This window comes from Vreelandella neptunia, assembly GCF_034479615.1.
Taxonomy (GTDB): Bacteria; Pseudomonadota; Gammaproteobacteria; order Pseudomonadales; family Halomonadaceae; genus Vreelandella; species Vreelandella neptunia.
Genome location: NZ_CP140255.1, coordinates 2,397,163 through 2,409,224, shown reverse-complemented (window position 1 = coordinate 2,409,224; position 12,062 = coordinate 2,397,163). Strand labels below are relative to the sequence as shown.

The 12,062-nt window shown below is 55.4% G+C and carries 11 protein-coding genes; 3 read left to right on the top strand and 8 right to left on the bottom strand.

Features of this window, described 5'->3' with window-relative positions; genetic code table 11:
- Window positions 1-111: 111 nt before the first annotated feature.
- From SR894_RS11200 to leuS, 5 genes are all read right to left on the bottom strand, one after another.
- The gene (locus SR894_RS11200; RefSeq protein WP_227405276.1) at window positions 112-1,065 is read right to left on the bottom strand and encodes a PA2778 family cysteine peptidase; all 954 of its coding nucleotides are present in this window, start codon (window positions 1,063-1,065) and stop codon (window positions 112-114) included.
- Window positions 1,066-1,077: 12 nt separating this feature from the next.
- Window positions 1,078-1,476 carry a PA2779 family protein gene (locus tag SR894_RS11195; protein ID WP_133732376.1) on the bottom strand — a complete coding sequence of 133 codons (399 nt, stop codon included), beginning with the start codon at window positions 1,474-1,476 and terminating at the stop codon, window positions 1,078-1,080.
- Between the two features lie 86 nt (window positions 1,477-1,562).
- Window positions 1,563-2,630, bottom strand: coding sequence for a DNA polymerase III subunit delta (holA, locus tag SR894_RS11190; RefSeq protein WP_133732377.1), 1,068 nt, complete (start codon window positions 2,628-2,630; stop codon window positions 1,563-1,565).
- Window positions 2,627-3,121: an LPS-assembly lipoprotein LptE gene (locus tag SR894_RS11185; protein ID WP_133732378.1), complete on the bottom strand. Its 495-nt coding sequence runs from the start codon at window positions 3,119-3,121 to the stop codon at window positions 2,627-2,629. The genes holA and SR894_RS11185 overlap by 4 nt, the downstream gene beginning before the upstream one ends.
- Window positions 3,118-5,703 (bottom strand): leucine--tRNA ligase, encoded by a 2,586-nt coding sequence (gene leuS, locus SR894_RS11180; protein WP_133732379.1) that lies wholly within the window; start codon window positions 5,701-5,703, stop codon window positions 3,118-3,120. The genes SR894_RS11185 and leuS overlap by 4 nt, the downstream gene beginning before the upstream one ends.
- Before the next feature lie 160 nt (window positions 5,704-5,863).
- Here leuS and SR894_RS11175 point away from each other — a divergent pair, with 160 nt between their 5' ends.
- Window positions 5,864-6,385 (top strand): zinc ribbon-containing protein, encoded by a 522-nt coding sequence (locus SR894_RS11175; protein ID WP_133732380.1) that lies wholly within the window; start codon window positions 5,864-5,866, stop codon window positions 6,383-6,385.
- 4 nt (window positions 6,386-6,389) lie between these two features.
- Here the strand turns inward: SR894_RS11175 and SR894_RS11170 are convergent, their stop codons facing one another.
- The 3 genes from SR894_RS11170 to rnt all read right to left on the bottom strand — a co-directional run bounded on the left by SR894_RS11170 (window position 6,390) and on the right by rnt (window position 10,148).
- Window positions 6,390-7,703: a hypothetical protein gene (locus SR894_RS11170; RefSeq protein WP_133732381.1), complete on the bottom strand. Its 1,314-nt coding sequence runs from the start codon at window positions 7,701-7,703 to the stop codon at window positions 6,390-6,392.
- A gap of 332 nt (window positions 7,704-8,035) precedes the next feature.
- Entirely contained in the window at window positions 8,036-9,295 is a 1,260-nt protein-coding gene (locus SR894_RS11165; protein ID WP_133732382.1) for a 6-phosphofructokinase, read from the bottom strand.
- Window positions 9,296-9,479: 184 nt separating this feature from the next.
- Complete coding sequence (gene rnt / locus SR894_RS11160) at window positions 9,480-10,148, bottom strand: ribonuclease T (protein WP_133732383.1); 669 nt, start codon at window positions 10,146-10,148, stop codon at window positions 9,480-9,482.
- A 271-nt stretch (window positions 10,149-10,419) separates the two neighbouring features.
- Here rnt and SR894_RS11155 point away from each other — a divergent pair, with 271 nt between their 5' ends.
- Window positions 10,420-11,640: an argininosuccinate synthase gene (locus tag SR894_RS11155; protein WP_071693107.1), complete on the top strand. Its 1,221-nt coding sequence runs from the start codon at window positions 10,420-10,422 to the stop codon at window positions 11,638-11,640.
- A 75-nt stretch (window positions 11,641-11,715) separates the two neighbouring features.
- Window positions 11,716-12,045, top strand: a complete 330-nt coding sequence (locus tag SR894_RS11150; RefSeq protein ID WP_133732384.1) for an HlyU family transcriptional regulator — start codon at window positions 11,716-11,718, stop codon at window positions 12,043-12,045.
- Window positions 12,046-12,062 lie beyond the last annotated feature (17 nt).

Below are 12,062 nucleotides of genomic sequence, written 5' to 3'. Positions count from 1 at the left end.
TCCTTATGCAACTTAAGCACTCGCCCGGCGTGTCTGCCATCCCACAACTTTACTAATTGCAGGGTCATACTTGTGCTCGTTATTATTAGTATTTCTGTTAGTTATTGATAATTAAATGTTATTTATCCTGGCTAAAGCTTGGCGTGCTTTTTCTTGCCAGCTGCCGTCAAGCGATGCGGCCTGTGTTAACGCTTCGCGAGCCGCATTAGTCGCTTCGTCTTGCAATAGTAAAAGGCCCAGATTTAGCCATGCAGCACCCATTTTTTCATCCAGTTCGGTTGCCCGTTCAAACGCCTTGCGTGCGTCGTCGGGTTGTTGATCTGCGTAAAGCGCATTGCCTAGCGCAAACTGCCCCATAGCGTTAGTAGGGTGGCGTTTTACAAACGCTTGCCAGCTTGAAAGCGTGGCCCGTGGCCCGTGAGACTCTTCGTAGGCGCTAAGCGCTTCTAGCGCATTACGGGCAGTAATGCCCGCGGGAATCGTACCCGGCTCGCCCACTACAAACCCCCAGCGCTCAGTGCGTGCCCAGGTGGCGTCGAAGCGACTAAACGACATCGTATGACGCTCAATTTCGCCGCTGCGCAGAATCAGCGTTTCATTGGGCAGATCGTAGCCAATGGCGACGGCGTAGTGCCACATTGGGTAAATCGGCAACGACAAGTTCTGCATAACGACCACCGGGTCGCCTGCTGCCAAATGGTTCAATAGGGAATCCATGGTGCCGCGAATAGGAAACGCGATGCGCTCATGCCGCCGCACCGTGGCCAGCATTTCAGGCTGCACGCTGCCATCACGTCCGGGCAAAAATACCTGGGGAATCAGTTCCTCAACGTCGGTGTCGACACCCTGGTGATTGAGCACCATCGCCAGCGTGGCAGGGCCGCACTGAAATTCCGTTTGGGCATAAAACGGCACGCTGGTAATTTCGGTATGAGGCGGTAGAGCTTGATAAGTGCTTTGCAGTAATACCGGATTACGCGCACAGCCACTCAATAGTAGCAGTAAAATAAAAACGCCCGCGAAGCGGGCGTTAGTGATCAAGTTATTCAACAACATAGGGGTCATGTGCTGCCTATATTAACGAGTAAACGGATAAACGTCGGTTAGGCCGAGGATATCGGTTACCAGCAAAATAATGAAAACGGCGAATAGCGCCCCTACAACCCCAGCACCGGCAGGCAGCTGCTCCAACTGTTCGGCCATTTGCTGAGCTTCAGCGTCGCTCAGTGAGGCTACGCGAGCCTCGACTTCGGCCAGATCAACACCCTGTTTTACCAGCTGATCTTGCACATCGGCGCGAGCCAGGATCTCGTTAATCCGTTCGCGATCAGCGCCAGCACGGTCAGCCGCCAAAACAGATTGGGTAGAGATTAAATCCATTGATTGGGGCGCATTGGGTGCAGCGGCAACGGGTAAGCTGGTAATAACGAGCGCTGCAATCAGTAGGGTCGAGAGGTAAGCACGCAATGTTTTCATCGTCTTCTTCCTTATAGACTAGTCGGGGTGGTAAGGAATGAGTATAGAAACAAATGGATTGATTTTTAAGCGTAATATGCAAAGTGCTAATTATTTGCACTAATGCGATAGGTCCAGGCGGATTCTGAGAGTAGTCCGCGGCCCCCGGCCATGGTCATGGCCAGATCATGCAGGCCCGGCCATAGCGGTACCGTTGCCGCGCCCTTAACGGCTAAATCCAGCCGCTGGGCCATTAAAAGCAATTTATGCAGTCGCTTCATGGGCAGGCGGCCAATCGCTTTCTGGTAAGCGGGGCGGCGCTTATCAAAAATCATCGGCTTTTGAGTTTTGCAAGCGTGCTCAAAGCTCTGCCCTTGATCCAGGTGCTGATGCAGCGAGAGCAGGGTACGCAGCTCCCGACTAAGCGCCCACAGCACAATAGGCGCCTCAACGCCTTCACTGCGTAAGCCATTGACAATGCGTGAGGCGCGGCTGGGCTCACCTTTCAGGCAGGCATCGGCCAAATTGAAGACATCAAAGCGGGTACTGTCTTCTACCCCCTGGGCAATACTTTCCACGTTCAAGCGGGTGCCTTGGGGGTGAATCAGGGCAAGCTTCTGCAACTCCTGGTCGGCGGCCAGTAAGTTCCCTTCGGTGCGCTCACCCAGCAGGCGGGCGGCATCCAAGTCAATTTGTACGCCATGCAGGGAAGCGCGGTCGCGCAGCCAATAGCCCAAGCGTGAGGCATCTACCGGCCATACCGGTACAAACAAGCCGTGCTTATCCAGCGCTTTAAACCAGGCGCTTTTTTGCTGCTTGGCATCTAGCTTGCCCATACCAATCAGCAGAACATCATCGCTGTTATCCAGGGTTTCGGCGTAATGTGCTAACGCTTTACTGCCATCTTGCCCCAGCTTGTGGTTGCCTAAGCGCAGCTCCAGCAGTTTGCTGGTCGCAAACAGCGAGAGGTTGCTCGACATTTCCATCAATCGGCCCCAGGCAAAATTGGGCTCGACATCGAGTACTTCACGCTCCTCGACACCACCCTGGCGAGCTGCGGCCCTTACAGCATCGCAGGCATCGCGATGCTGTAAGGGCTCGTCCCCTGCTACGATCACTACGCGGGGCAGCTTTTTTGCTAACGCAGCGGGTAGCTGATCAGCAAATACCTTCACTGCATGCCCTCAACGTAAGTAAGCCGCTCGATGATTTGCTGAGAGAGCTGGCGCGCAAGCGTTTGTTCAGCTTCCATCATTAGCGTTTCGCGGTTGAGCAGGTCGTCATCGCTGACGCGAATGCGGGTAGCCGTCGAAAGCGTTTCGTTATTGATGTAATAGGCATTAGACGCCCGCTCCTGTACCGAGAGGCTGCTGCTAAGCGTTAGCTCGTGTTCGCGGCTTGCTCGACCATCGCCGCCCAGTCGGCGCTCGGTTAAAACAGGCGTACCCAGCGTGACCCGCCAGGGCGCATCAGCGGTGACCTGGGTGCCTAATTGCTGAAGACGTAAGGCGACCTGCTGAGCGACGGCACTGTTGGTGTCGCCTTCTAAAGCAAGAGTGGGCAGCGTAGGCAGCGATTTAGTGCCGCGTAGCCTAAACCCACAGCCGCTGAGCAGCACCGCCGCCGAGGCGGCGATGCTAGCGGTTAAAAATGTGCGTCGGTTCATCCGCTCACCACGATATTAACCAATTTTCCGGGCACCACGATGACTTTGCGCACGGTGTTGCCCTCGAGGAAGCGCTGAACGTTTTCGTGCTCCATCGCCAGCTTTTCAATAGATGCCTTATCTGCACTTGCCGGTACTTCAAGGCGAGCGCGCAGCTTACCGTTGACCTGTACCACCAGCTCAATACTGTCGCGGGTAAGGGCGGATTCATCCACCACCGGCCAGGTTGCTTCAATGGCCGGGCCTGAATGACCAAGCGCTTCCCAGAGACTATGGCACAGGTGGGGCGTAATCGGCGAGAGCAGCAGTACGCAGGCTTCCAGCGCTTCGCGGCTAACCGCCAGGCTAAGCTCGGAGCTATCGTCGAACTTACCGATGGCGTTGGAGAGCTCCATCACTGCAGCAATGGCTGTATTGAAAGTGGTGCGGCGGCCAATGTCGTCGCTGGCTTTCTTGATGGTCTCGTGGGTTTTCCGGCGCAGCGCCTTTTGATCGTCGTTAAGTGCATTGACGTCCAGCGTGCCGGGCGTGCCCGCTGCCAAGTGCTCATTCACCTGACGCCATAGGCGCTTCAAGAAGCGGTGTGCGCCCTCTACCCCTGAATCCGACCACTCCAGGGACTGCTCGGGGGGGGCGGCAAACATCATGAACAGGCGTACGGTATCGGCACCGAACTTGTCGATCATTGATTGCGGATCAACGCCGTTGTTTTTCGACTTGGACATCTTCTCGATGCCACCCATCTCCACTGGCTCTCCGTCGCTCATCAAAATGGCGCTCAGCGGGCGGCCTTTCTCATCACGCTTCACTTCCACGTCAGCGGGGTTAAACCACTGCTTGCCACCGTTATCAGTAGAGCGGTAGAAGGTTTCCGCAATGACCATGCCCTGGGTCAGAAGCTGCTGGAAGGGCTCGTCGGAATCCACCAAGCCGAAGTCACGCATCAGCTTGTGGAAGAAGCGCGCGTAAAGCAGGTGCAGAATGGCGTGCTCGATACCGCCAATGTAGAGGTCAACCGGCAGCCAGTAGTTGGCGCGCTCGTCCAGCATGGCTTCGGTGTTATCGGCACAGCAGAAGCGCGCGTAATACCAGGACGACTCCATAAAGGTGTCGAAGGTGTCGGTTTCGCGCGTCCAGCCATCACCCAGGTCAGAGAACGCAGGCATCTTCTTCAGCGGCGAGCCGGAGGCGTCCACAGTGACTTCCATGGGTAGCGATACCGGCAGCTCGTCATCCGTCAACGGTACCGTTTGACCTTCAGGGCCGTATTTAACCGGAATCGGCGCACCCCAGTAGCGCTGGCGGGCAACGCCCCAATCGCGCAGGCGGTAGTTGGTTTTGACTTCGCCACGACCAAGCTCAGCCAGTTTGGCGGCAATGGCGTCAAAGGCTTGCTCAAAATCCAGGCCATCAAATTGACCTGAATTGACCAGCTTGCCGTATTCGGCGTAGGCCGCCTCAGAAACGTCGGCAGGCTGGCCGCTTTCATCGGCGATGACCGGTTTGATGTCAATGCCGTACTTGGTGGCAAACTCCCAGTCGCGCTGATCATGGCCAGGCACTGCCATGACGGCACCAGTACCAAACTCCATGAGTACGAAATTAGCCACGTAGACGGGCACTTCATCGCCGGTTAGCGGGTGAACCGCCATATGGCCGGTGAGCATGCCTTTCTTCTCTTTGGTGGCCATCTCTGCTTCAGAGGTGCCGCCTTTGGCGCACTCATCGCAGAAGGCCGCCAGCTCACTGTTCTGCTCGGCCGCCTGCTTGGCTAGCGGGTGGCCAGCGGCAACCGCCACATAGGTCACGCCTAACAGCGTATCCGGGCGGGTGGTGTATACCGCCAACGGGTCGCAGGCGCTGCCGTCTTTAGTCTGGATATCAAAAGTGAGCTCAACGCCTCGGGATTTGCCAATCCAGTTGCGCTGCATGGTTTTGACCTGCTCCGGCCACTCTACTTTATCCAGGTCAGCCAGCAGTTCATCGGCGTAGTCGGTAATCTTCAAGAACCACAGCGGTATCTCTTTACGCTCAACCAGCGCACCGGAGCGCCAGCCGCGGCCTTCAATAACCTGCTCATTGGCGAGAACGGTTTGATCCACCGGATCCCAGTTGACCGTCGACATCTTCTTGTACACCAAGCCTTTTTCCACCAGCTTGGTGAAGAACCACTGCTCCCAGCGGTAATAGCTGGTATCACAGGTAGCGAACTCGCGGCTCCAGTCGTAGGCAAAACCCAGTGCCTTCAACTGATTGCGCATGTAGTCGATGTTTTGGTACGTCCACTTAGCGGGCGGCACCTGATTCTGAATAGCGGCGTTTTCCGCGGGCATGCCGAAAGCGTCCCAGCCCATGGGCTGCATGACATTTTTACCCTGCATGCGCTGGAAACGGGACACAACGTCACCGATAGTGTAATTACGCACGTGCCCCATGTGCAGCTTGCCGCTGGGGTAGGGGAACATGGATAGGCAGTAAAACTTCTCGCGGTTCGCGTCCTCTACGGCTTTGAAGCACTGATTTTTGTCCCAGTACTGCTGGGCGTCGCGTTCGATTTCACGAGGGCTGTAGTGTGCGTCCATCGGTTTATTAATGCCTTGGCGTATTCGCCCAAAGGGGCGCAAAGTGAATGTGAGATGACATCTGTCAGATAAGTGAGGTCGATTGTATCCTATGCAGGTGTATCCTTGAACGGTAAGCCGATGATAGGTAACTGCACGCGTCGATAAAAGGAGAGGCACCATGAGTGAACAGCAGAATGACAATCGCCTACGCGAAGGCTACGAACGCTTGCTAGAGCGGATGCAGGGGGGCGCCAACGAGCTAACCTGGGAAAATTTGCAGAAGGATTTGGACGACGCGGTCGAGTTTGAGTCGGAGCTAGAGGAGTACACCAAAGACGAGCTAGCCCTGCTGCGCGCCTGGGTTGAACGTGACCTGAAAGATATGCGCTACTACATGGCAGACACCGGCAAGCAAGTGGCCAGCTGGCTGGGCATTGATATTGACGGCCTTTCTCGGCGCGTGGCGGAGTCGCTGCTTTCGATTGCTGACCGCAGCGTGGTCGACCGCGAACGCTTTGAGGAAGATTTAGAAGCTGCCCGCGCCGACTACTGCGAAGGTGAGATGGCGGCACCCGGCCTAATGGCATGCACCCACTGTGATGCCCAGGTGATGCTGCCTACCGTTGCACGCCTGGAGCCTTGCCATCAGTGTGGCCATCGCTACTTCTACCGCTTCCCCAATAAAATCATTGAGACCTGATCCATTAGCTAACCAGTAAGCTGACGCCTGCGATCGCCCCAAGCGAAAGCAGGCTCATGACTGCTGCGTAGAGCAGGTTATTTTTCATCATGCGATAACCGCTCACCCCGTAGCGTCCCTGCAGTGACAGGTTGATCCCCGAAAGCGGGCCCACGCTGGTGCCCACAGCCCACGATGTTAACGCCACAAACGCAAAGACGGTTTGTTCTCCGTTCTGCAGGTTCAGTATTGAGGCCAACACCGATACGCCAATGATTGGATGTAAGCCTGCCAGTGCGCTCAACGTAATCGCTGCAAAGCTAAGCATTGCCTGGGGTGCGCCAAAGCGGGTGAACAGCGTCCAGTCGCTGCCAGCCGCCGCTGTTACCAGAGTTGAAAGACCAATTGTTAAAAGCCCCGCGGCTAAAAACAGCGAAATTTCCCCGCGCATGGCCGGTAGCCGCGTAGTGGTGTGCTGGCGAATGCGGCGCAGGGTAAAGCGAGGCCCATGGGGTAGGTTGCTCAATACCGCCACGCTGGGCAGCAGAAAGGTAATAATGCTGACGATGGTCAGGGCAGGGGTAAGCACAAAGTGAAACAGCATCACCAGCGCCGCCATGCCTACCGGCATAAACAGGCTACGTGGCGCCAGTGAGTAGCCATCCACCTCGCTGAGATCAAACCGCCGCCTGAGCTCCAGCGTGGTTAACAGCCCCGATAGCATCGCCATGGGAAAGCTCACCACAGCAATTTGCGCGTACTCAACGTCGGGTACCAGCGCGATCACTACGCCCATAGAAGCAAAAAACGGCGACCACAGCGCCGCGCTGCTCAGCCCACGGTTAAGCGACAACAGCTGCGGTGTAGTGAGCGGCCCACGCCGGGCCAGCTTATCACCCACCATAAACACGGTAGACAGATTTAAAATCGTACCCAGGAAGTGCACTCCCAGCCAGGTACGCAGCACGCCACCCGCTCCGGTCACTCGACTTCCCGTCGCGCTCTTGTTGCCTTGCTTACCGATCAGCGAGATAAAACTAACGCCCACCAGCATGGCGGCTACAAACGAATTGCCCTGCAACATAGCGGGCCAATCCACCTCGGCGCCATACACAAACCGCGCCACCAGCAGCATGCCTGCACCCAGCACGATTAGTACGCCCGCCTGAATGCGCGAACGACGGGGTATATCCCGCCATAGCAACACAACCGCCGCCCACAGCAAATAGCTCACCGCATGCGCAGTGCTCAACCAGCCCGTAAAACCGATAATCTGTGCGATAAGCCCAAGCAGAATCAGCACGCCCGCCAAGCGCTGCCGAGAAGATGTCTCTTGCATGCCAAACCCTTAGTAGTGAATTAGCAGGCTAATCGGATTTGCAGAGGAAGGCCAGCAGTAAGCTAAGAGTTATAAATAGGTATTTTCGTAGCGCCGCGGTACCAGCTCTTGCACCGCGGCTAGCTAAAGTTGTAGGAATGGGATGGATCCGTCCCACTGTGCCAAGATGAAGACGCATTTCATCATTAGGCCGCTTCAACGGTGGTTCGACACTTCGAAGAAGGGTGCGGAAAGCATCCCTTATTATTACTAGGCTGGCAGCTTGAACATTCGCGAGCTAAAGCTCCCTCACAAGGGTTGAAGGCAGCCCCTCTTCTCATCAGGCTTCCAGCCTACAGCGTAAAAATGGGTAACTTGCGCTCTGCTTTGGCGAGTTTCAGTTTGGCGACTTTGGGCAGACCGTTTTCGAACGGTGGGAAGTCCTCGCCCTGAATCAGCGGTGACAGATAGTCCCGACAGGCCTGGGTAATGGCAAAGCCGTTATCGCTGATAAAGTCCCTGGGCATAAACTTCTCTTGGTTGGCTACCTGGGAGAGCGGGGCAGATATCACATCCCACTGGTAGGGCGCCTGAGAGATGCGGCGAATAGCGGGCATCATGGCGTTTTTACCTGCCAGCGCCAAGGTTACTGCTTCTCGACCCACCGCATAGGCTTGTTCAACGTCGGTTTTAGACGCTAGGTGACGCGCCGCGCGCTGCAGATAGTCGGCCACTGCCCAGTGATACTTGTAGCCCAAATCCTGTTTGATCATACCGGCGAGCGTTGGTGCCACGCCGCCAAGCTGCCGGTGGCCGAACGCATCGGTATTACCCGCATCGGCCAGAAAGGTACCATCTTCGTAGCGAGCGCCTTCAGAGACCACAATAACGCAGTAGCCATACTGTTTAACGCTCTCCTCAACCCGCGCCATAGCCGCTTTACGGTTAAAGGGGATTTCCGGGAAGATAACCATGTGTGGCGGCTCGCCTTCGGCTTCGCCTGCCAGCCCCCCGGCGGCGGCAATCCAGCCCGCGTGGCGGCCCATTACTTCGAGAACAAAAACTTTGGTGGAGGTCGCACACATCGAAGCGATATCCAGCGATGCCTCCAGCGTTGAGGTGGCAATATACTTGGCTACGCTGCCAAAGCCCGGGCTGTTATCGGTAATCGGCAGGTCGTTATCGACGGTTTTAGGCACGTGGATAGCGGTCAGCGGATAGCCCAGCTTCTCGGAAAGTTGAGAGACCTTTAAGCAGGTGTCGGCGCTATCGCCGCCGCCGTTATAGAAAAAATAGCGAATATCGTGGGCTTTAAAGACTTCGATCAAGCGCTCGTACTGGGCACGGTGGGTGTCAATATCTTTGAGCTTATAGCGGCAGGAGCCAAAAGCGCCGCCCGGTGTATGGCGCAGCGCGGCAATGGCCTCATCGCTCTCTTGGGTAACGTCGATAAGGTCTTCCGTTAAGGCTCCGATAATGCCGTTATGACCGGCGTAAACCTTGCCTATTTGATCGGGGGCTTGACGGCAGGCTTCGATAACGCCGCAGGCGCTGGCGTTGATCACGGCGGTGACGCCACCTGATTGGGCGTAAAAGGCATTATGCTGGGCCATGGAAACGTCTCATCTCCTAAAAACGGATAGTTTTAATCGAAATATTTATCACCGCCAAATACGCGCTACCCGGCATTGTCGGTGCTAAACCAGATTGCTGTAATGGGGCGAAGTTTAGCGTAAAGCCTGGTTCTCTGCATTAGCGGCTCTCTGCATCAGCGGCTACGCTGTTGACGGTTAGGTGTTAATCCGTACTGTCCATCTCTTGTTCGCGCTGGGCAAGTTGCCAGCCGCCCAGGTCTTTGTAGCGATTAACCATCGCGCAAAACAGCTCGGCGGTGCGCTCGGTGTCATAGCGAGCGGAGTGTGCGGCCTTGTTATCAAACTCAATGCCCGCTGCGCGACAGGCCCGCGCAAGTACCGTTTGGCCATAGACCAGGCCTGCAAGCGAGGCGGTATCAAAGCTTGAGAAGGGGTGAAAAGGATTGCGCTTAATGCCACAGCGGTTGACCGCCGCATTCAAGAAGCCCTGGTCGAACGCCGCATTATGGCCAACTAAAATAGCGCGCGTGCAGTCATGTGCTTTGATCGATTTACGAATCGGGCGGAAAATTTCTCCCAGTGCTTCCGACTCGCTGAGCGCTACCTGACGACGCAGGGGATCGTCCAGGTTGATACCGGTAAAATCGAGCGCTGACTGCTCGACATTCGCGCCCTCAAAGGGCTGAATGTGGTAGGCATAGGTGGCATCAGGAAGCAGGTTGCCATCCGGATCCATGGTCAGCGTGACGGCGGCTATCTCAAGTACAGCGTCGCCTTGGGCATTAAATCCCCCGGTTTCTAAATCAACGACCACGGGCAGGTAACTGCGAAAACGTTGGGCCATTAATTCGCGGGCAATTGCCTCGCTCATGCAGCTCTCCTTATGTTCAAGCGAGTAATAGTAAAGCGAGTCATCAGATAACATTAGCGGCAAACCGCCGCTTTGAATGGGGGGATTCTAGCAGCTTTAGCCCCCAGGCGTCGTTGACGGTATTCGCTGGGCATTGAGAACGCTATACTCAACGTCAGTCTCAACGGTTTACTCCAACGAGCTATCACAGACGAGCTATCACATTCGCCAGGTGCTAGTGGCAAGTGTAGTTTTTACTAATGAATATCTTATGGTCAACGAGGAGCAAAGAATGTCCGATGTCAAAAAGGTTGTGCTGGCATATTCAGGCGGCCTGGACACATCCGTAATCGTTAAGTGGTTGCAAGAAACCTACAACTGCGAGGTAGTGACCTTTACTGCCGACATCGGTCAGGGCGAAGAAGTCGAACCGGCGCGAACTAAAGCGCAAGCGCTTGGCGTGAAAGAGATTTACATCGAAGACTTGCGTGAAGAGTTCGTGCGTGACTACGTCTACCCGATGTTCCGCGCCAACACTATTTATGAAGGCGAGTACCTGCTGGGCACCTCTATCGCTCGTCCGCTGATTGCCAAGCGGTTGATCGAAATTGCCAATGAAACGGGTGCCGACGCTATTTCCCATGGTGCTACGGGTAAAGGTAACGACCAGGTGCGTTTCGAACTTGGTGGCTATGCCCTGAAGCCCGGCGTAAAAGTGATCGCCCCTTGGCGGGAGTGGGATTTAACTTCCCGCGAAAAGCTAATGGCATATTGCGAAGAGCATAAAATTCCGGTCGATTTTTCTAATAAAAAGAAAAAATCACCCTATTCAATGGATGCCAACCTGCTGCACATCTCCTATGAGGGCGGCATTTTGGAAGACCCATGGGCCGAAGCAGAAGACGATATGTGGCGCTGGAGTGTCTCGCCTGAAGCCGCGCCCGATCAGCCCACTTACGTTGAGCTGACGTTTGAAAAGGGCGATATCGTGGCTATCGACGGCGAGCCATTGAAAGCCCATGAAGTGCTCGAAAAGCTCAACAAACTGGGCGGCGACAACGGTATTGGTCGTTTGGATATTGTTGAAAACCGCTACGTGGGCATGAAATCGCGTGGCTGTTATGAAACGCCAGGGGGCACCATTATGTTGCGTGCTCACCGTGCCATTGAGTCGCTCACCCTAGACCGCGAAGAAGCCCACCTGAAAGATCAGTTGATGCCGAAGTACGCGGAAGTAATCTACAACGGTTACTGGTGGAGCCCAGAGCGTCGCATGCTGCAGGCGGCCATTGACGAGACCCAAAAGAATGTCGCGGGTGTCGTGCGTATGAAGCTTTACAAAGGCAACGCTACCGTAGTGGGCCGTAAGTCCGATGAGTCGCTATTTGATGAATCAATCGCTACCTTTGAAGATGATGCTGGCGCTTACAATCAGAAAGATGCCGAAGGCTTTATTAAGCTAAACGCGCTGCGTTTGCGTATTGCCGCAGGTAAGGGTCGCAAGCAGAGCTAAGTAAGCGCTGATAAAAGCAGCTTATAACTTGCAGGGCGGCCATCTCCTTGCCGCCCTGTAAGCAAAGGAGCCATTATGCTTAAGAAATTATTTTCCGGTCTCTTCGGTAGTGATCGTCAGGCTGTGCCAGGCGCTACCTCTAAAGCTGCTGAGCCGGTGGAATACAAGGGTTATGAGATTGTCTCCCAGCCAGACAATCAGAGCGGTCAGTACCGCGTCAGTGGTTGGATTCGCAAGGCCGACGCCAGTGGTGAAACCCTTGAGCACCGCTTTGAGCGTTCCGATATGCTCCCAGGGCGAGAGGCCTGTGATGCTATGATGGTCACCAAAGCGCAGCGCTATATTGATGAAGTAGGTGAAGCGATGTTCGAGCCAGACCCGCGCAGGTCAGGCGAGGGCGAGTAGCAACAACGCCGTCATAT